Origin of the sequence: Fibrobacter sp. UWH9 (assembly GCF_900129715.1) — a bacterium.
In the GTDB taxonomy this organism is placed as follows: Bacteria; Fibrobacterota; Fibrobacteria; order Fibrobacterales; family Fibrobacteraceae; genus Fibrobacter.
In genome coordinates this window covers 63,855-82,524 of record NZ_FQWP01000009.1, presented here as the reverse complement: position 1 = coordinate 82,524, position 18,670 = coordinate 63,855, and the positions used below count along the sequence as shown (strand labels likewise).

Genomic DNA, 18,670 nt, shown 5'->3' with positions numbered 1-18,670 from the left:
TTAGATTCCTAGTTTGTGTGTGAAGATATTGCAGATATCTTCGGTAGTCGTTTTTTGTTGTATGATTTCAGCTTTTATTCTTATTTCTTTAAACTTGGGTCCGATTATATCTTTTCTCAGACCTTTTTTGATTAAATTTCTGTACACCCGTCTCAAGGCTTCGTCTGCTTGTCCTTTCGTTCTTCCGGATGGAATTTTTCCTTCAGCCAGCTGATTGTATTCTTCTAGGGTCCAATGCCTTTTATTTATGGATTTCAACGATGCTTGAGCGTTTTTTTTGTTGTTGTAGTATGAAAGAAGTCTGTCTTGCAATTTAGCGGATAATGCTTTATGGCCATTGGATAGTTTGCTTAGCGCGACCATGTTGATTCCGGATTGTTGACTAATTAAAGTCAGATTTCTTGTTTGTTTGAGTGTGTTGAGTATTGTTTGCTGTTGTTGAATATTCATGATTTTTTGTTCCTTTTGCTTGGTGCGATATAACCGTGTAATTTTGCGTGTCTTAGCTGCAGGGCTCCGATGCTTCGTTCCGGCATCATCTTGTGTATCTCCGGGAATGACATTTTCTTGTTGTCCCTAAGGTCCAGGAGTTTCTTGTCCTTGAAAACGGACCAGTAGTCTCGTTTACGGTTGCTCTCGATTCCACGACGCCTTAGGATTTCGTAGAACTTTTGGTAGCAGGCAAGTTTCAGTTCGCCGTTGTACTCCCTGAACAGTTCGTAGGCGCTCTTGTCCGGATTGTCCAGGAATATTTCGACTACCCTGTCCAGGGTGGATTCCGGAATGATGTCTGGAGTCTTCTTTGTGAAACCGAGCAGGCTCCTGAGCGTATCGACTGCATGCTTTGTCATTCCGATGCTTTCGCCGATTTTCAAGGCTTCTTCACGGTCGCAGTCGAGCCTTGGAAGCAAATCCTGCAGTTCCTTGACCGTGAAAGTCTTGCAGCCGTACTTCGTGCGTTCCTTTCGCATGACTTGTTCCTTTAAAAAATGCCCTCCGGACGCGGTACAACACAACCAATAGGAGGACTCAATGACTAGATCAAATGCGTCCATCGGGCTAAAGTGAAACCCTGGCGGGGTGTGTAATTCAATGCTGGGGCCTGAGTTGCAGGGCGCCGACATCTAGTGTGTTTTTGTTGTGTTGTGCCCGCCAGGGCTATATTCTACTGGATGCTCTTTGCGGGAGCGAGCTGCAGACCAAAGAAATAACGGAGTCCGCGCATCTGTGCCTTGGCGTCTTCCAGGGCGTTGTGCTTCTCGACGTTGCCTTCGTTGGCCTTTACTTCGGGGAACAGTTCCTTGATGGTGCGGTAGTCGCGCTGCTGCCAGAACTTCCACAGGGGAGAGACGCCGGTTCTTGCGAACAGTTCGCCAAGGATCGGGAAGTCGAAATCAATGCCGCAGCTCCACACGGTGAACTTGCAGCTGCCGCGGCCGGGGTTGAAGTTCTTGTAGAAGAACTGCTTGAATTCGCTCAGGACTTCTGCAGGGCCCTTCTCGCCGCCGAAGGCTTCCAGCATTACGGATTCGTCCTGCTTGCGCCACCATTCCATGGTGGAGTCCTCGTCAAAGAACATTTCCTGGGCAAGCTGTTCCGGATTGATTCGTTCGTAGAAACTAACCTGCTGACCTTCTTTGTTAAAGCCGAAGGCCCCGATGGAAAGCACCTTGCAGCCAGGCTTGGTGCCGGTGGTCTCGATGTCAATTATGAGGATGTTTCGCATTTTTCTTTATCCTTTGTAAGAGGTTCATGTTGTTGTCGTAAGTTTTCTTGCCGGCCCAAAAGATTCCATGCCTCCAGCAGAAGGTCCTGCAGGCTCGCATTGTACGCCCTTCCGGAATCACGCCAGCCTTTAGAATGGCGACTTCAGAAGTGGTCCACGGTGTGTGATTCTTATCCTTTGACATATTCGTTGTGCGTTGCCATTTTGAGTCGGATTGCGTCGCAAATTCCGTTGACATTGCTGGACTTGATTGCACCGAGGTTATCGATGGTTTCTTTTACGGCGCGGCAAGGTTTTCCGCATACTTCGGTATGGCTGATTTTGCCTTCGCCATCGATGAATATGGATATCACGTAATTCGTTTCGTTGTGGGTCTTTCCCTTGAGCCTGATTACTGCGTTGGTCATATCATCCCCCTAGAACGGAAAGTCGTCATCGTCTTGCGGTGTGGTGTTCTGGAATGCGGCTTCGGCGGCCTGGTCCTTGTCGCTCTTGCGGTCACCCTTCTTTGCTGTCAAGTGGATTTCGCTGCAGTTGAGCGTGGTAGCGGTGCGCGGGAGCCCGTTGTTGTCGGTCCAGGTGTTGTTCTCCATGCGGCCGCTGACGATAACGCTGTCGCCCTTGGCGAGGTTCACCTTGCGGGCGTAATTGGCGCTGCCCCAGATGATAACCGAAATCCAGTCGGTAGGACGGTTGCCGTCCTGGTCCTTGTAGTTGCGGTCGACGGCGATGCTGAAACGGACTCGTTCCTTGCCGTTGGGCATTGTGGTGATCTCTGGATTGTTGCCCAGGCGACCGTGGAAAATAGCGTGATTCAAACTCATTTAGACTTCTCTTCAAATTCAGGTGGAAAACGGATCGGTTGACTCAATGGATGTTCGCTTGGCAAAAGCCTTGGCGAAAGTGACGGCTCGGCCCCGGTATGGATGCCATCGTAGTTGAACGCAAGCAATCTGGTGGCCTTCTTGATGAAGGCTTCTCTACCGCCGTTCCTGCACATATCTGGTTCTCTGCGCATGATGTACCAGGAGTATTCCTTGGTCCATCCCATCTTGATGCAGAGCATGTGCAAGGCGTTCTTGTAGTTGTTTCGCCTGACTGCTTCGTGTACGTTCATAAGCTACCCGTCGAGAATAGATGCGATGCAGTAGAGGATCGGGAACAGTGCGGAAGCTATCAGAATAGCTACGGCCCTGGAACAATTGTCAAGGCATTCCTTGGCGCACTCCAAGTTGCGGACCTTCTGCCAATACTCGGCGCTCTTATATTCCTTAAACATCATTTCTATTCATTCCTTTTGTAAACTTTTGTTAATGCGGGGGGGGTAACGATCCCCCAAGAGTGTCAAAGCTTCAGATAACAACCGTGTCTTGATTTGTCGAAGTTTCTAGCCGTTGTCATCTTCGATTGCTCATTCTCTGTTGGCAAACTCTTCTCCATGCCTCGCTGTGCCTAGGTGTCTAGGGCTTCTTGGTCGATATTCGTCAGCACAAGGAACAGAGCCTTCTCTCGCCTTCGCCGGAAACTGTTCACGCTGTTTCTCCGCTTACGAAGGATGAATTCTTCGTTTTCCTTGTTCTTTTCGCGGTATCTGTCGCATCTGACCTTGTTGCTTCTTTTTCCGGCATCTGTCTTGTCCCACTTGCGGTGCTTTATTTTCGCCTTGAAAGTTTTCTCGTACCTTTGCGAAGCTTTCCTTGCATTCTCTTTCCGCATTGTCGCCTCGATGCACTTCGGCTCGAACGGATGGCTCTCGATTTTCTTTTTCACTTTTGCGTAGAAGTCTTCTGAGTTCATTCTGGCATTCCTTGAATTTTCTTTCGCATTCCATGGCGACCTTCGCCCAGATTCCGATTGACTCGGTTGGCTCCGTAGCCTTGAGTAACGCTCTCTTTTGCAGGTAAAGCCAAGCCTGTCCGGTCTCGTATGTCCTGTACTTCAGCTTCTCTTCGTCTGTCGCCATGTCGTCAGTCATCGTCGTCCTCCGTCTCTGCTGCTTTTTCCTGGTATTTTTCCAGAACGACGTTTTCGATGTGTTCGCGAAGCTGACGTGTAATCGGCTGGCAGATACATTTCATGTTTTCGCCCTTGTAGAACGGATCGTTGGGATAGCCAACGAATAGACCGTTTTCTCCATCCATCACGCGAAGCCCACGAATAACGAACTGGTCGTTGATGATGATGGATGCTAGTGCCTTGATGCATCCTAATGTGCCTTCTTTGAATGTGTAGACATCGACATTAGTTACTACCAGGCGGTCAAATTGATTGGATTCTTTGCTCATGATTTATTGCCTTTATTGGTTGTCATTTGTGATGAGTTTTTCTGTGACTTGGTTGACGATGGCGAGGGCTTCTTCCTGGACCTTGTCTTCGTCGATGGGCGGGATGATGCCCTTGCCCGATGCGATGAGGGGGCGGTAGACTTCGGTGAGGGCCCTGAAGGCGGGGAGCGAACGCAGGTCCTTGTCTTCCTTGAAGGGGAGCCACGAATGCTTTACCTTCTGGATGCAGCTGTAGCCGATGTGGCGGTTCTTCAGGCACCACTTGAGCTCGCCCGGATTCACGGCGTGGGGGAACATCCCCATTTCGCGCTGAGCCTGGTGTGCGTCCTCGAACAGGCCCTTCAGACGCTTGGTGCAGCACGGTAGTGCATTGACCATTGCCTTGGTCACCACCATCTCCTCGTCGGAGAGCGCCGGAGCGCCGTACTCGATGCGGTCCACCTTCAGCAGGTACTCGATGACCTGGAGCCTGAGCAATAGGCACAGATGGTTCACTTTTTTCTGCATATCATCCATACAGCTGCTTCAGCTCCTCCATTGAAAGTTCCGAATCGTTGACCTTGGAGTCGTGATTGACCGATTCCCCGCGGATGAACCGGGCCATGGCTTCGCGCTCCTCCGCCTTGAAGTTCTTTGCCTTGCCGCCTGCGTTCTCCAGGCGTTTTTCGGTGAGCTTCATGTTCTGGACCTTGTCCCACACCCAGTTGCCGCGGCGAAGCACCATGTAGTGGCTCTTGTATCGCTTGGCTGCCTTGCCGTTGTTCTCGATGTAGCCGTCAAGGATGTTGATGGCGACAGCGAGATCGTGGCCGTACAGTTCCCGGAGCTTGGCCCCCTCCTCGTCGGTGAGGAGAACGTGCTTGTTTTCGCCATAGGGCTTTTTCAAGGGCTTGGCTACCGCGGTGGACGTAGCGGATTCCGGAACGACCCTTGCGGGCATTGCGAGTTCATCCCCAGCGTTACCGACAGGGGCGTCCACTTTGGAGCCAGAGGCTTTTGCAGATGTACCAGATTCCAGATGCGCACCGTTGCCGGTGTTAGCGATGTTCAGCGAGCCCTCGCGGGTGTCGCCATCTGCAAAATTCGTGCAGGAAGGTGGTGCTTTACAATTGTCCGCGGCGTTGCCGTTCGCGGCTTCCTGCTGTGAGTCATTCGTGCTTATGTCGGATGAGGCCACTTGGTCGTTATGCTTGTTGTAATATGCCTGGTTGGTTTGCTGGCGCTTTTGCATACGATTTAGCGCGTGGTTGTATCTTTCGCGCACATTTTCGTTGACATCTGAAGCGACGCAGCCAGAACAAAGGTCGAGCACGGCTTTTCTGCAGAAAGCACCAAATTCTTCATTGTTGCCCATTTTGGCTTGTAAGATGAATAACTGCTGCATATCTAATGAAATCCACCGTGGTATCGTATTCTTTGATCTTGACATTTGCGAACCTTATTTTGAGACTCGCTGTTGGTGGTAGGCCTTTACTGCATCCATGACAATCGATGTGTAAGAGGTCGGTTCGAAATTTTTATTTCTAACCTCTTTCAGATCATCGAAGAGTTTGCCGATTTCTCCAGGAAGTTTAACTTGTATTGTCTTAATCATTGTAGTTTCTTTTTTAGAGACTTTTGTTTCGTTACTGGAGAATGTAGTTTCTTTTTTAGAAAAAGTCAATACTTTTTTTCACTTTTTTTTATACTTATTTTCTCCAATAAAGAGAAAATGCCTAATTTAGGGGCATGGATACGAATTTTACTGCAAAAGTGAACTTGGATTTACTCCAAAAAGATATGGACATGTCTCAGCGGCAGATTGCTGAGCTGGTGGAGCTGAACGAAAAAGCTCTTTATAAGTGGTCTTATGATAAGGATCGGGGAGGAACTCGTCCGACATATGACGCTATTAAAGTGCTGTTGGAAAATGGGGCTTCCATAAATGCAATTTTTGGGATTGAAGACAAAGTTAAGTTGAATGTTGTCCATGACGATTCGCTTAATATCGTGTTGGACGGATTAAAAAAAATTATTGATGCTATGCAGGGGTAGTATGTCAAAAAAAAATAACTCAGGGAGTATTGGCTGCTTAGTCTCGATTTCTGCAATTTTAATATTGTGGATGGATAGTTGGATGAAATGGCTTATAGTTGCGTTTCTATTAGCGACTTTTTTTTTGAAAAATCAAAAGAGAGAATCTGTTGCAGAGGTTGATAGCGTACAGAATAAGAAAAATGTGAATGATTTTTCGCCGAATTTTGAAATCAAATATGAGGATTCTGAAGGAAATGAGACTTTACGTCAAATTTTCGCAAAAAAAATAGATGGTCAAGTTCTGACAGCTCATTGTTTTTTAAGAGATGAGGAACGGTCTTTCTATATACCTAGGATTACGGAGTGCGTAGATCTTGAAACGGGTGAAATTGTAACAAACGATATCAAACGGTTTTTGTTGAAGAAATTCAAACAAAATGTCAGACCATGTGATGTGTATCGTTATGAAGAATGGGTAGAACGCTCGTATAACAAATCAAAACCGGTGTCAGAAAATGTTGGAGAGTTCGACATTAATCAGAAGTTAAGAATGACTGTTGTAACATACAAGGAAGGTGAAATTCAGGGGGAATTTTTGCTGGAAAAGGTTAGAATATCTTCGTATGAAATTGATGGATTGTATGTGGTACTGTTAGATGAGAACGGAGATCGTCACAATGTGGGATTGAGTAAAGTTATTTCTGCTGAAGGCATTGGTGACTTTACTGCGTATATAGAAAATAGCTACTACCAAAGTGATAATGGTAAGGTGCAAAGACTCTTAATGGATTATAACGAAGTTTTGTCCATTTTGATATATCTTGGTCGAGCAGATGCGTCTTTGACAGCTAAGAAGCGTGCCAAGATTAATGAATACATGATTTTGATTGGAGCTGACTGTACCGAAGATTTGATAGCTAAAGTTTCTAGAAGAATAAAGTTGGAGCTGACTGATTATAAAAAAATTGTAAACAAATATGCCAAAGAGATTTCTGAAAATCAAAAAAAATCTTTCAAAGAGACTGCAGAATATGTTGTCGGAGGTCGTGAAAAAGCTAAACCTTTTGGGATGGCTGGTCTTCAATATCTCGATTCTAAAATGAAATGGTGTTAGTCTTAAAGTCCGACGGCCCCAAGCCCCCTCAAAAGTAGGTGCTATGGAAAGAGATATGGATTTGGTCCGCGAAATCCTGCTTGACATTGAAAGTGTTCCTGCAGGATGTGATTGGGAACACAAAGATTACGGTAGGAACGAAGATACTGTGTATGAGCACATTCAGATCATGAAACAGGCCGGCCTTGTTTCTGGAGGTATTCACGAAGGTTCTGGTGGACGTTTCCCTGTTAGTGTCAAAATAACCTGGAACGGATACGAGTTTCTGGATGCCAGTAGGGATAGCAAGGTTTGGAACTCTGTAAAACAAAAGGCTATGGATAGCGGGGTTTCACTTACTTTCGATGTGCTTTTAAACGCACTGAAAATGGCGGCTCAAACATTAGACAAGCTATTCTGAAACTTGTCGCTCAGTGCGATTTGCAGGAATTTTGACAAGCTCTGCAGAGTGTACGGTTCGAGCCTGGATTTTGTTCGGCCTAGGTAAATGTCGTTGGCCGCCTGGAAAGTTTCGTAGAAAAAGACTACTGCTTCATGCCTTTTGTTAAAAGTTTCTAGGTTGTGGTATAAAGTCACTTTTGAAAGTTCGTGTGCAAATTCGGTAGAGCTCATACTAAAAAAATAAACCAATGTTTTTACTGACGGGGCAAAATTGCCCCATCTTTTTTCTAGAACCCCAGCTCCTTTTTAAGGTCAAGGATCCTCCTGTAGATAAGGTCCTTGGCCTTTTTTGCGTCGTGTTCGTGCTCGATGATGGCGAAGCAGTACCCTACGGCCTGCATAACGGATTTAATCATGTTTTACCTCTTGGTTAAAAAGAAAGAAGAACCAAGAAAGAAAAAGTTCTACACTATACATCCTTCTTACGTGTAAACATCCTTTTTATGTATACATATATAGAGAAGGTTAAGAAGTCTTACAATCATTCTTATAAGTACGCTTATAAGACATCTTAAATCTTTTTCAGTCCTTCAGAACAAACACACATTCTTGATTCCCGCCTGTCAATAGCCAAAACCCCGCCATAAACAGCCGTCACGGCCCTTTTTAGCAGCAAAGGTGCCAATACTAGCCCTGACCCCAAAACAACGCCAACGCCACGCTTTGGCAGCGTGCTGCTAACTCGGGAGAGTCCGTTGCAGGGTAACGCCGCGGGCTTCCGCCCGTCCAAGCGCACACAGCCCCCTGCTCCCTGAACCGGCTCCAGGCGCACACCAAGTCCTTGTGGCATAATAAGGATCATTGTGGTATGCCGGCCGCGCGACCCCTTCTGGGCACCTCCCCAAGGCGGGGGAGATGGTTTTTTCTATCTTGCCTTGCATTCATAATTCTTTAATTCTATTTTCATGACAGACAATCAAAATGAAAAGTACGACTCCGTTAAACGAACGTAAAAATGCTGGCGACGGTAACCAGGCTGGGCCAGCTACAAATGTTCCGCCAATTCCTATGTAGGCTAGTATGAACAAAAAAGAACTTCAGTGGGATTTAGAGTACCGCCTTCGTGCGGCAATTGCTTATTCTGGTTATAGGCATTCGTTCTTTGTTAAGCTGAACGTGATTCTTTGCGTTGTAGCGCTTGCTTCGTTATGGCTTTCCGGATACTCCGCGTCTGGTGGTGGTGAATGTTTGTCTTTTGTACTGAACGTCATCGGTTCTCTGTCTTTGGCTCTTGACGTCGCTCTGAATGTTAAGGGGTTGACTGGTTTTTGGGAATCTATGTTTGATGGGTACAATTCTTTGTTCTCCGAGTTTTTGCGTGTCCGAGAAAAGGCTTCTGCAGAAGAACTATCTGATTTAAGGTTCCGACTGCAGAAATTCGATGGAAGATGCAAATCGACTTTGAATGCTTTGCTACTTATTGCTAGAAACGTTACTTGCGATCAGCTTGGCGTTCCGCAGTATAAGAACCACATTCCTTGGTACAAGTCTCTAACGTCCAATTTCATTAGCTGGTGATTGCTTCCAGTAACCGGGTCCGCAGCGGCGGGCTCGTTTTTGGCAACACCAAGCCAGAGGGGAGCGATTCTCTCTGGCTTTTTGCGTCTAAATGTTGAATGTTTTGGTTAATTTGGATGGTGGGGCGGTATGTCTGGTGTTGGGTTAACGCCTGTTAGATTCGCTTCACATTCGCTCCACAATCGCTTAATTCGTTTAACTTGAATGTTTTTAGGTTAATGCTAGTTAATCGTTGTTTTCCGTTTGATTACGGGCAATGTGCAGGGGGCTGTGGGTGCCGGTTCGGTCTCGTTGGTTAACGTTGGTTAATCGGTTAAACCTGTGTTAACGGGCGTGGAGGGATAGGGTAGGCCCCCTGTCAATAAAGTTTGTTGCTCTTTTGAAATCACTCATGGGGTGGCGCGCGCGACTTCAAATCCAACTTTTTGACTTTTTCGGGTGGGTTAACGGGTTCCTGGGTGGACCACGATGGGCGGTTCGTTTGACAAATCGCAGCTAAAAGACGATAAAAGAATGTAGATGACGCTAATTGAACGAAAATGATATAAAATGCAATAAAACGATATAAACTGCAATGAAATGGTAAAAAATGCTATGATTTGGAATACTTTTATTTGCTTTACTAAAGTCAATTAGGTATTTTATTTGTAGATTTGGCAACGAATTCAAACGGAGGACATGACCATGAACAAGAAAGATTTCATTAAGGCTTTTTTAGCCGGTTGTTTCTCTATGAGTTTGGCTCCGTCTGACATCAGTATTCCGGAAATACCAGAAGTTTCTCCAGTGAAATCTTTGAATTCCAAACCAATTTGGGAAGGTGTTGCTGAATGCTTCAATGATGCTGGAGTTCTTATGAAAAAATCAGCCAAGCAATTGACTAATGCCTAATAGACAGCAGAGGCGTCATCCAATGAAACAAGGAAGTCCTCATCAACAGCCATCAACGACTGTTATTGCTCAGAAGTCTTTCAGTGGACCAATGCCAGCTCCTGAGGATATGTTTCGTTACAGGGAGTGTTCTGAAGATCTTCCTGGAAGGATAATGTCTCTTGCAGAAGAAAGTAGCCGCCGTGAAACGATGAAGGTTGAGAATCAACGTCAAGAAATTGAAAATCAGCGTGCAGCTATAGAAAATCAGAAATTAGCTATCAAGTCGAATAATTATGCAAATATGCTGGGGCTGATTTTTGCTTTTGTTCTTTCTGCCGCTTGTATAGCAGCTTCTATTTATTTTGTTCTTCAGAATAAAAATATTCAGGCTTTTGTCGCCGCAATATTGCCTGCGGCGGTCTTTTTTAAGACATTCTTTTCAAAGAAATAATTTTACAGCCGGGTTTGCCTGGCTTTTTTGTTGTGACGTTTATTAACTCGTTTTAACTAATTCTGTTTAACTTTGGTTAAACGGAGTTTTTTTATGGATTATGCTCGTCATCAACATTCGTATTCGGATGATGAATTGTGTTCCGGAGCACTGTTTGCTAAGCAGATGGGTGTTTCTGGTGCCGCGGTTTCAAAAGCGACATCAAAGGGGCGCTTGGATACTTTCCGGAATTCCCGTGGCGAAAAGTGTTACCACAAGGTCCTGAGTGCGCAGCAGTGGACTCTGAAGAAGGACCGCAGCAAGGTGACAACGCCCACCCGCGGGCAGATTGCCGCCGGTTACGATAACATGGACGCCCAGGCGATGGCCCATGTTTTCGGAAATGAAAACCCGCAGGCCCCGAGACCAGTTTCCGCTCCGATTCAAGGAATGGATTTTGGTTCTGTTGTGCAGGAACGTCAGGAACTGGAAGTTTCCAAGGCGGAAAAGGAATACCACATGGCCCGCCTTGCAAAGCTTAAGGCTGATGAAAAAGAAGGTAGCCTCGTGGATAAGCAGACAGTATTCCTCAAGGGCTACCAGATGGGAGCCATGATCCAGGAAAAGGTCATGAATATGTACGTGCAGTTGGCTCCAAAAATATGCGGCCACCTTCAGGAGCAACTAGCGAATGCTGGTATTGAACCTGAAAAACTCCGATTGGCCATGAAGGATTCCAACCATGAGATTGGAGAAATTATCCGCAAGGAATCCATTATCGTACTGAAAGACCTTAGCGAAAGAACTGTTGACAATTTCTTTGACTGATGGCGATTGAAGAATTGACAGAACCTCGCGCCGTGGCGCAAAAGTCGGAACGTTCCCAGGTGTTGCATGAGAACGTGTCTTTTTGTCTTGCGGGAATTATTCAAGGTCTTACGCCACCAAAGGATTTGACCATTAGCCAGTGGGCTTCTGAAACGCGCCTGCTTGCCGGTGAAGCTTCTGCATCCAAGGGTAAGTGGACTAACGATAGAACGCCTTACTTAGTGGAAATCATGGATATGCTTTCACCGCAGAATCCATGTGCCGATGTGGCCTTCATGAAAGGTTCCCAGATTGGCGGTACGGAATGCATGATAAACACTGCGCTTTATTACATGCTTCAAAGTCCGTGCCCCATTGGACTTTACCAGACTACGGATGACGCAGCTGCGGATTTTGAACGGCAGCGCCTTGCCCCGACATTTGCCGCTATGAAGATGGATAAGTATTTCACCAACGATACTGCTGGGTGCAAGGAATATCCAGGCGGTATCTTTTTCCTTGGATCGGGCGGTTCCGCTTCACAGTTGCGTTCAAAGCCGTTGCAAGTTGTTCTTTGTGATGAAATTTCAGGATGGCCCCTTGACTGCAATGGCGAAGGTGATCCGTGCGACCTGGTGAAGCGCCGAACGACGAACTTTCCGCGAAAGAAGAGATTTTGGAACAGTACCCCTACGGTTCGTGGAAAGTGCCGTATTACCAAGAAATTTGAAGTTGGCGACCAGCGTTATTACAATGTTCCCTGCCCGCATTGCGGTGAACTTCATGTGTGGAAGTTTGGGTACATGGTGTGGGACCGTGATGAAAACGGTAATCATTTACCGTGGACAGTTCGCATGAAGTGCCCTCATTGCGGTGGCGAATATCAGGAATGGCGAAAGACTGAGCTAATGGCTCTTGGCCAGTGGGTGCCGACAAACGAAAACGGTGCTTACCCTAGCTACCATTTGAGTGCGTTCTATAGTCCGCTGGGTTGGTATTCCTGGGAGGAAGCTGTCGCCGAATTCCTGGAAGCCAAGGGCGACCCGCAAAAGATGAAGGTATGGACCAACAACGTTGCGGGTGAAGCGTGGGATGAAGACAATCAGGTTCGAAAAGATTACTCGGATCTTGAACTGCGCCGTGAAGATTATGGAGCCGAGGTTCCGGATGACGTGGTGTTGTTGACCATTGGCGTTGATACCCAGGATGACCGCCTGGAAGCGGAAGTTGTCGGGTGGGGCAAGGGTCTTGAAAGTTGGAGCGTTGGCTACTGGATAATTCCTGGTGATCCCGATTTGCAGGAAGTTTGGGAGACTCTTGACGAAATTATTTCTGCACCGTATTGCAAGGCGGATGGCCAGCAGCTTTATGTTGCTGCGGGGTTGGTGGACTCCGGTGGCCACAAGACTTCGGCAGTCTATAAGTATTGCGCCCGCAGGGAATGGCGTAGGATTTATGCGAGTATTGGTGCCCGTGGTCCAAACCGACCGGTAATCAGTCGCCCGGGATCCACGAAAAAGTCCAGCGCAGAAAATGCAAAACTCATTACTGTGGGAACAGATACCGTCAAGGATTGGTTCTTCAATGTACTGAATTATGATAAGCCTGGTCCGGGCTATTGCCATTTTCCGGAAAAGGAAATCTACGATGCCGAGCATTTTCGCCAGCTTACTGCAGAACAAAAGAAATCCCGCATGAGTCGCGGTTTCTTGACTTACGTCTACGAAAAGGTCTATGAGCGAAACGAACCGCTTGACTGCCGTGTTTACGCCCGTGCGTCGGTAAACCTTACCGGTGTTGATGTGGATAAACTTGCCTCGCTTGGCCAGAGCTATACAAAGAATCCGGGCAGCCGAGCCGTTAGAAGGCCTGCCAGAGTTATCAATCAGGGGTTGAGTCTATGATGGATTTTCATGTTTCATGCAACATCAACAAGTTCTTGAAGGAAATTGACGATGTTCGCGAAAAACAGTTGCCGTTTGCCATGAAGGAAGCTGTGAACGCCAACGCATTCCGCTCCCGCCGTGCGCTTATAAAGGATTATCCGCGAAAGTTCACTATGCGAAATAAGGGTCTCCCGAACTTGATTCGCATTGACAAGGCAGATAAGAAGGTTCCTGCAGCCAGAATTTATCTGGACAAGCTGTTCATGGCCCGTCAGGAATATGGTGGCGAAAAGGTTGCAAAACCCGGGAAGTCTGTTCCTGTTCCTCGCGAAGGCGTTACATCCAAAGGAATGACCGTCAAGGGTGCTATCAAGCCTGGCTATTATGTATCGGCTTTGCTTGCTGATGCCAAGAATGGTGGTAAAAAGTCGCGAATCCGTAAGGGATGCAAATACTCCGAAAGCAGGCCTACTGCCCGAAAGGTTTCCAAATACAAGCCGTTTGAAATGGAGCGTGCCGATGGCGTAAAATTTATTGCCCGCCACATTGCTGGATCCAGAAAGTTGGAATGGATGTATGCTATGTACCCGAAAGTAGAAGTGCCAGCTCGTTGGAACTGGCAGAAAATTGTAGAATTTTTCTATAAGAAGTATATCGAAAGCGACTTTATGACTGCTTATCAGAAGGCTGTGAAGACGGCGAAGTGATATTCAGTTGAAAAGCTATAGCCGAAACGAAGTAGAATAAAGTTGAAAAAACTGGTACGAAAAAAGAAGCGTCGTAAAATAGAGTTGATACGCTGCCAATTTTAATTGTCGTGCAGTAGTGCCAGCCGATGGCGTAAAATCCCCAGTACAAGCAGAAGAATGTGATCTGCTTCAGTACGATGTCGAGGATTTTGTTTTTCTGCTTTTCCATGCCTTTAATATACAATCTTTTTAACCAAGTGGTTAAATAAAAAGTTAATCAAGGTTAAAGACTAAACCATTTTCGTGAAGTCACGAAAATGATGTGACGATTTTATTTGAAAAACATAGCCATTCGTCTATTTTGTTGGCGTGGAAAAGATTTACTCCGTTGAACTTTGCAAGAAAATGGTGGATGCTGCCGAAAAGGCTTTGCTCAAGGCTATGGAAGCCCAGAGCTATTCCATTGGCGGGCGCTCGCTGAGCAGGGCTTCCGTTGATTCTTGCCAGAAACAGCTTGACTTGTGGCTTGGTCGCCTTGCCACTGCAGAAGGCAAGCGCAAGGGTAAATCCAAGATTTTTACTGCTGTCCCGATGTAAGGTTTTTGAATGTCTCGTATGATGGGTCCTAGAGGTACTGCCTGGAAAGCCGCTTCAGTTATCACTGAGGCTTTGCGTAACTTTGTTGCGCTTCCGAGTTCTGCGGATAGAGACCTTGCTCTTGACCTTGATATTTTAAGGCTCCGTAGCCGTCAGCTTTTCCAGAACAACACATTCAGTCGGGCAATGATTGAAAGTTTTACGACGAATGTTGTTGGTACTGGATGCAAGTGCCGTCCGAATGTCAGAATGCCGGACCGTCTTGGAATGACTCAGGAAGAAGCTGAAAAGTGGGCAAAAAATACCCAGAGCCTTTTTGAACTTTGGGCAAATTCCAAGAATTGCGATGCCGAAAAGAAGAATACCTTCGCCCAGCTTCAGCATCTTGCTTTCAAGTCTGCGAAAATTGGCGGTGATAGCTTTGGTTTGGCTTGCTACGACAAGAATAGTCCTTTTGGCCTTTGCATTAAGATTCTTGAAAGCGAACGCTGCCAGAATCCGTTTGGAGTGATGGATTCCGATGCGCTTTTGCATGGCGTTGAAACAAACAAGAACGGAACCCCTGCTGCCTATTATTTTACATCTAAGCCAGCTTGGAGTATTGATAGTTATACCGATAACGTGGATACTGTAAGGGTTCCTGCATTTGACGCTCTAGGTACGCCGAATGTAATCCACATTCTTTCTGTGGACCGTACAGATCAGCGCCGTGGTGTTCCTCTGTTAGCTCCATTGATCATGCAGCTGAAGCAGCTGGAACGATACCAGGATGCAGAACTCATGGCCGCTGTTGTCAGTGCCTGTGTAACAGCCGTTGTTACCAGCAATGATGACGAAGAAGCTGATGACCTTAGCGGAATGACGGGTATTGGTGGCGGTGGCGATGCGGAACAGCAAGTGGATTCCTATGGAAATGAAGTTCCTGCAAGAAGGAACGAACTTGAACTTTCCATGAAGCCAGGTGGAATTTGGTCTTTGCCGAACAAGTTTAAGGCAGACTTGCTGAACCCGGCTCGACCGAACGTAAACTATCAGCCGTTTGTGGAATCGATTTTCAGCGAAGCAGGTGCCGCTACTGGTGCCAGCTATGAAGTTATCCTGAAAAATTTCCATACGTCGAACTACAACTCTGTTCGTGCAGCGGTTCTTGAAAGCCGTAAGACTTTCAATCGTATGCGTGAGGATTTTATTAGCGACTTCTGTCAGCCCATATACGAAAAGTGGCTGGCCCAGGCTGTGCTTGTTGGTGAAATTGAAGCTCCGGGTTTCTTTGATGATCCGATGAAGCGTGCACTTTGGTGTGGATGCCGTTGGATTTCTGATGCGGCATTCTTGCTTGATCCTCTTCGCGAAACTCAGGCAATCAAGATGCAGATTGACGAACAGCTTATGGACCGTGATACTGCTTGCGCCATGGTCAATGGCGGCGAATACGATGTGATTACAGACCAGCTTGCAAAGGAACTGAATATGCGCAAGGCAAAGGGTCTTGGCGAACCTGGTAGCGTAACTAAGACTGAAAGTTTCTCTGTATCGACTGATGATACGAACGAAAGTTCTTTGAACTAGGAAGATTGAAATGAATTTTTTGGCGAAGTTTATCGGTACAAAGTGGGCTATGCGCTCCGAAGATGCTTCTATTCTGGCGTCTTCCCGCCTGCGATTTACCGAAGATGAAGACGGACGCTTTAGATTTCGCAAGGAAAGTGGCGAACTTGATATTGTGAACGCTGTCGAACATCGTGACGACGGGATTGCCGTCATTAAAATTGACGGTTCTCTGATTTATCGCGGTGAAGATGCGTTCTGGTGGGGCTGCGATTCTTACGATTCTATTCAGGCTGCTTTCGATGAATGTCTTGCAGATGATAACGTCAAGGGAATTGTCTTTGACATCAATTCTCCGGGTGGTGAAGTCAATGGCTGTGCTGACCTTGGTAATCGAATTTTTGAAGCCCGCGGTAAAAAGCCGTATGGCATTGTTGCTCGCACCGGTGGCATGATGTGTTCTGCCGCCTATTGGATTGGGTCTAGTTGTGAAAAAGTTTTTTGTGCTGACAATGGCACTCTTGGTTCTATTGGCGTACTGTGTAGCTTCTCGAAGTGGAGCGAGGATTTGATCAAGACGCAGGTAGTTGTTTCTGACCTGTCTCCCGATAAAGCTGCAACGCCCGATACTCCCGAAGGCTTGGCTCTGATCAAGAAAGAACTGAACGATCTTGCCAGCGTATTTATTGAAACGGTTGCCCGCAATCGTGAAACTACTTACCAGGATGTACTCAACAATTACGGTAAAGGTGCCGTGTTTATCGGTGCTGATGCTGTAAAGGCTGGTCTTGCAGACGGCGTGATTTCCCTGGACGCTCTCTGTAAACAAATGGCTCAGGGAAGTCTATCTATTGGAGGTGGCGTAATGGCTACTGAAAACAAAAAGTCTGCTCCCGCAGCAAGTGCTGAAGGCGTGGATCTGGAAGCTATCAAGGCTCAGGCCATTGCTGATTACAAGGCCCGTGTAGCTTCCTTCGAAGCTGCTTTTGCGGGTGTTGAAATCTCTGCAGAAGACAAGAAAAACTTTATGGAAGACGAATCTAAGACCGTCGCTGACGCAAATGCGTTCGCTCTCTCCAAAGCTAAGGAACAGATTTCCGTTCTTCTTTCTGTCAATGCAGAAGTTATGAAAGAACGTGACGAATTCAAGGCTAAGTCTGAAACAGCTCCGTCTGCCGCATCTGAAAAGGATCGTGCTATTTCCGCTCTTGAAAAGAGTGCCTCTGCCGCAAACAGCGTGACTCCGGATGGCGAAAAGGAAGAAACTTCTGCTTCTAAGCATTCCGATTGGGCCAAGGAAGCTGCAAACAAATTCTACAAAAAGGGGTAAACAATGTCGACTAAGATCAATTTCGACAACGATATCGCAGGTGATTTCCCGATTCACAGCGAAGTTGTAAAGATCGGGGCCAATCAGAACCTTAAGCGCGGTGCAATCCTTGCGGTGAATTCCGCTGGTGCCGACAAGGGCCTTGTGCTTGTTGCCGGTGATGCTAAACCGGTTGCTCGCCTTATGGCGGATGTAAATACTGGTGCTGATGGCGGCTATGCTCTCGTTGCCCGCACAGGTTGCTTTGCTGACGGTTCTATTGTGATTGGCGAAGGTGCCAATGTGCAGACCGTTAAGGATGAACTTGCCGCACGTTGCCTTTTCTTTAAGGCTGTTGACGGCGTAAAGGACTAATGAAAGGAGGACCTAATGTCTGGTGAACTCAATCTTGATTCTCGCTACGAGCTGACCAAGCTTACCAGCGAAAACTTTAAGCCTTCTCAGTTCCTTCGCCGTATGTGCGCTGTTGAACTGCACAAGACTAAGACTCTTATTCTTCAGCAGAATAAGAAGACCCGTCTCATTGCTTCCTATGTTGCCGATGATGACGAAAATGGCAAGGCTCTTGCCCGTGATGGTTTTGAACGCCTTGTGGTGACTGCTCCTACCGTGCATCCGTGGCGCGATCTTTCCAAGCGCGATGTCGAAACTGCTGCTAAGGCAGACGGTATTGTTACCTATGGTGGCCAGGAAAGTTCTGAAAAGATTAAGTTCCAGAGCTTGATGAATGACGCTCTCGAACTTCGTCAGTCTATCGAACGTCGTGAAGAACAGCAGATTGTTGAAGCGATCACTACTGGTAAGGTTGATGTTAAGGTTGACGACAATCTGATGCGAACCATCAACCTGAACATCCCTTCTGCAAACCTTTCTCCCGCAGCTTCTGGTGATAAGTTTGATGCGAATGGTTCCAATCCGATTCTCTATCTTCTGAACCAGAAGCGTCTGGTCGCGAAGAATGGTGGTGGCAATGTCGGTTTGACCATCATGGGTAACGACGCCTTCGACGCATTCATCCAGAATGATGCTGTCAAGGAATACATGGACAAGCGTCACATGATGTTCGGCGAAATTGACCCGAAGGACACCGATCCGGAAGGCATTACTCGTGCCGCTCACATCCTTGGCATGGACATCATTACCTACGATGAATTCTTCTATGACGAAAAGCAGAAGAAGGACCTGAACTTGATTCCCAAGGATTCCATTATCATGATTGGTAATGGTGCTGGCTTCAAAATGCATTACGGCGCTATCGCAGATGGTACCGACGGCACCCTGAATGTTTGCCAGTCCTACGTTTACACCTGGATTAAGAACGGCAAGTCCAAGATTCTTGAAGAAGAATCCAGCCCGTTGTTTGTCCCGATGAACGGTGCCGCAATCATTTCTCGTAAGGTTGTGTAAACA

At 46.8% G+C, this 18,670-nt stretch carries 28 protein-coding genes; 15 read left to right on the top strand and 13 right to left on the bottom strand.

Going from position 1 to position 18,670, the window contains the following annotated elements; genetic code table 11:
- The 11 genes from BUB94_RS09380 to BUB94_RS16450 form a co-directional block, all read right to left on the bottom strand.
- Complete coding sequence (locus BUB94_RS09380; protein ID WP_073236363.1) at positions 1 to 450, bottom strand: hypothetical protein; 450 nt, start codon at positions 448 to 450, stop codon at positions 1 to 3.
- Complete coding sequence (locus BUB94_RS09375; RefSeq protein ID WP_073236360.1) at positions 447 to 971, bottom strand: hypothetical protein; 525 nt, start codon at positions 969 to 971, stop codon at positions 447 to 449. Before BUB94_RS09375 ends, BUB94_RS09380 begins: the two co-directional genes overlap by 4 nt.
- A gap of 194 nt (positions 972 to 1,165) precedes the next feature.
- Positions 1,166 to 1,726: a 3'-5' exonuclease gene (locus BUB94_RS09370; protein ID WP_073236357.1), complete on the bottom strand. Its 561-nt coding sequence runs from the start codon at positions 1,724 to 1,726 to the stop codon at positions 1,166 to 1,168.
- 170 nt (positions 1,727 to 1,896) lie between these two features.
- Complete coding sequence (locus tag BUB94_RS09360; RefSeq protein WP_073236351.1) at positions 1,897 to 2,133, bottom strand: hypothetical protein; 237 nt, start codon at positions 2,131 to 2,133, stop codon at positions 1,897 to 1,899.
- A gap of 9 nt (positions 2,134 to 2,142) precedes the next feature.
- Positions 2,143 to 2,550 (bottom strand): single-stranded DNA-binding protein, encoded by a 408-nt coding sequence (locus BUB94_RS09355; RefSeq protein WP_073236348.1) that lies wholly within the window; start codon positions 2,548 to 2,550, stop codon positions 2,143 to 2,145.
- Positions 2,547 to 2,843, bottom strand: coding sequence for a hypothetical protein (locus tag BUB94_RS16455; protein WP_139260184.1), 297 nt, complete (start codon positions 2,841 to 2,843; stop codon positions 2,547 to 2,549). The genes BUB94_RS09355 and BUB94_RS16455 overlap by 4 nt, the downstream gene beginning before the upstream one ends.
- Positions 2,844 to 2,846: 3 nt before the next feature.
- Complete coding sequence (locus BUB94_RS16795; protein WP_175549709.1) at positions 2,847 to 3,008, bottom strand: hypothetical protein; 162 nt, start codon at positions 3,006 to 3,008, stop codon at positions 2,847 to 2,849.
- Between the two features lie 264 nt (positions 3,009 to 3,272).
- Positions 3,273 to 3,701 (bottom strand): hypothetical protein, encoded by a 429-nt coding sequence (locus tag BUB94_RS09345; RefSeq protein WP_073236341.1) that lies wholly within the window; start codon positions 3,699 to 3,701, stop codon positions 3,273 to 3,275.
- The gene (locus BUB94_RS09340) at positions 3,694 to 4,011 is read right to left on the bottom strand and encodes a SpoVG family protein (RefSeq protein WP_083538207.1); all 318 of its coding nucleotides are present in this window, start codon (positions 4,009 to 4,011) and stop codon (positions 3,694 to 3,696) included. Before BUB94_RS09340 ends, BUB94_RS09345 begins: the two co-directional genes overlap by 8 nt.
- Positions 4,012 to 4,023: 12 nt before the next feature.
- Positions 4,024 to 4,527 carry a hypothetical protein gene (locus BUB94_RS09335; protein WP_073236338.1) on the bottom strand — a complete coding sequence of 168 codons (504 nt, stop codon included), beginning with the start codon at positions 4,525 to 4,527 and terminating at the stop codon, positions 4,024 to 4,026.
- On the bottom strand, positions 4,520 to 4,951 hold the full coding sequence (locus BUB94_RS16450; RefSeq protein WP_139260183.1) for a hypothetical protein: 432 nt from the start codon (positions 4,949 to 4,951) through the stop codon (positions 4,520 to 4,522). The genes BUB94_RS09335 and BUB94_RS16450 overlap by 8 nt, the downstream gene beginning before the upstream one ends.
- A 78-nt stretch (positions 4,952 to 5,029) precedes the next feature.
- Between BUB94_RS16450 and BUB94_RS17325 the strand changes: the two genes are divergently transcribed.
- On the top strand, positions 5,030 to 5,158 hold the full coding sequence (locus BUB94_RS17325; protein ID WP_256375057.1) for a hypothetical protein: 129 nt from the start codon (positions 5,030 to 5,032) through the stop codon (positions 5,156 to 5,158).
- A gap of 291 nt (positions 5,159 to 5,449) precedes the next feature.
- On the opposite strand, the gene BUB94_RS16790 is transcribed toward BUB94_RS17325, so the two are convergent.
- The gene (locus BUB94_RS16790) at positions 5,450 to 5,605 is read right to left on the bottom strand and encodes a hypothetical protein (protein WP_217653120.1); all 156 of its coding nucleotides are present in this window, start codon (positions 5,603 to 5,605) and stop codon (positions 5,450 to 5,452) included.
- Between the two features lie 134 nt (positions 5,606 to 5,739).
- On the opposite strand from BUB94_RS16790, the gene BUB94_RS09320 reads away from it, so the two are divergent.
- Genes BUB94_RS09320 through BUB94_RS09310 form a run of 3 tightly spaced genes read left to right on the top strand, consistent with a single transcriptional unit; the run spans position 5,740 to position 7,541 of the window.
- Positions 5,740 to 6,045, top strand: a complete 306-nt coding sequence (locus tag BUB94_RS09320; protein ID WP_073236327.1) for a hypothetical protein — start codon at positions 5,740 to 5,742, stop codon at positions 6,043 to 6,045.
- A 1-nt stretch (position 6,046) separates the two neighbouring features.
- Complete coding sequence (locus tag BUB94_RS09315) at positions 6,047 to 7,141, top strand: hypothetical protein (protein ID WP_073236323.1); 1,095 nt, start codon at positions 6,047 to 6,049, stop codon at positions 7,139 to 7,141.
- A 43-nt stretch (positions 7,142 to 7,184) separates the two neighbouring features.
- Positions 7,185 to 7,541 carry a DUF2513 domain-containing protein gene (locus BUB94_RS09310; RefSeq protein ID WP_073236318.1) on the top strand — a complete coding sequence of 119 codons (357 nt, stop codon included), beginning with the start codon at positions 7,185 to 7,187 and terminating at the stop codon, positions 7,539 to 7,541.
- 268 nt (positions 7,542 to 7,809) lie between these two features.
- On the opposite strand, the gene BUB94_RS17320 is transcribed toward BUB94_RS09310, so the two are convergent.
- A complete protein-coding gene (locus tag BUB94_RS17320; protein ID WP_256375056.1) occupies positions 7,810 to 7,938 on the bottom strand; it encodes a hypothetical protein in 129 nt (42 codons plus the stop codon).
- 664 nt (positions 7,939 to 8,602) lie between these two features.
- On the opposite strand from BUB94_RS17320, the gene BUB94_RS09295 reads away from it, so the two are divergent.
- The 11 genes from BUB94_RS09295 (at position 8,603) to BUB94_RS09245 (ending at position 18,667) form a co-directional block, all read left to right on the top strand.
- Positions 8,603 to 9,100: a hypothetical protein gene (locus BUB94_RS09295; protein WP_073236303.1), complete on the top strand. Its 498-nt coding sequence runs from the start codon at positions 8,603 to 8,605 to the stop codon at positions 9,098 to 9,100.
- A 684-nt stretch (positions 9,101 to 9,784) separates the two neighbouring features.
- Positions 9,785 to 9,991 carry a hypothetical protein gene (locus BUB94_RS09290; RefSeq protein ID WP_139260182.1) on the top strand — a complete coding sequence of 69 codons (207 nt, stop codon included), beginning with the start codon at positions 9,785 to 9,787 and terminating at the stop codon, positions 9,989 to 9,991.
- A 22-nt stretch (positions 9,992 to 10,013) separates the two neighbouring features.
- The gene (locus BUB94_RS09285; protein ID WP_139260181.1) at positions 10,014 to 10,424 is read left to right on the top strand and encodes a hypothetical protein; all 411 of its coding nucleotides are present in this window, start codon (positions 10,014 to 10,016) and stop codon (positions 10,422 to 10,424) included.
- Positions 10,425 to 10,517: 93 nt separating this feature from the next.
- Entirely contained in the window at positions 10,518 to 11,231 is a 714-nt protein-coding gene (locus tag BUB94_RS09280; protein ID WP_139260180.1) for a hypothetical protein, read from the top strand.
- On the top strand, positions 11,231 to 13,114 hold the full coding sequence (locus tag BUB94_RS09275) for a phage terminase large subunit family protein (RefSeq protein ID WP_083538206.1): 1,884 nt from the start codon (positions 11,231 to 11,233) through the stop codon (positions 13,112 to 13,114). The genes BUB94_RS09280 and BUB94_RS09275 overlap by 1 nt, the downstream gene beginning before the upstream one ends.
- The gene (locus BUB94_RS09270) at positions 13,111 to 13,803 is read left to right on the top strand and encodes a hypothetical protein (protein ID WP_073236286.1); all 693 of its coding nucleotides are present in this window, start codon (positions 13,111 to 13,113) and stop codon (positions 13,801 to 13,803) included. Before BUB94_RS09275 ends, BUB94_RS09270 begins: the two co-directional genes overlap by 4 nt.
- Before the next feature lie 351 nt (positions 13,804 to 14,154).
- Complete coding sequence (locus tag BUB94_RS09265) at positions 14,155 to 14,382, top strand: hypothetical protein (RefSeq protein WP_083538205.1); 228 nt, start codon at positions 14,155 to 14,157, stop codon at positions 14,380 to 14,382.
- A 9-nt stretch (positions 14,383 to 14,391) separates the two neighbouring features.
- Positions 14,392 to 15,951, top strand: coding sequence for a phage portal protein (locus BUB94_RS09260; protein WP_073236283.1), 1,560 nt, complete (start codon positions 14,392 to 14,394; stop codon positions 15,949 to 15,951).
- 10 nt (positions 15,952 to 15,961) lie between these two features.
- A complete protein-coding gene (locus BUB94_RS09255) occupies positions 15,962 to 17,260 on the top strand; it encodes a S49 family peptidase (RefSeq protein ID WP_073236279.1) in 1,299 nt (432 codons plus the stop codon).
- Positions 17,261 to 17,263: 3 nt separating this feature from the next.
- Positions 17,264 to 17,614: a hypothetical protein gene (locus BUB94_RS09250; protein ID WP_073236274.1), complete on the top strand. Its 351-nt coding sequence runs from the start codon at positions 17,264 to 17,266 to the stop codon at positions 17,612 to 17,614.
- Positions 17,615 to 17,629: 15 nt separating this feature from the next.
- Complete coding sequence (locus BUB94_RS09245; protein WP_073236269.1) at positions 17,630 to 18,667, top strand: major capsid protein; 1,038 nt, start codon at positions 17,630 to 17,632, stop codon at positions 18,665 to 18,667.
- Positions 18,668 to 18,670: the final 3 nt, after the last annotated feature.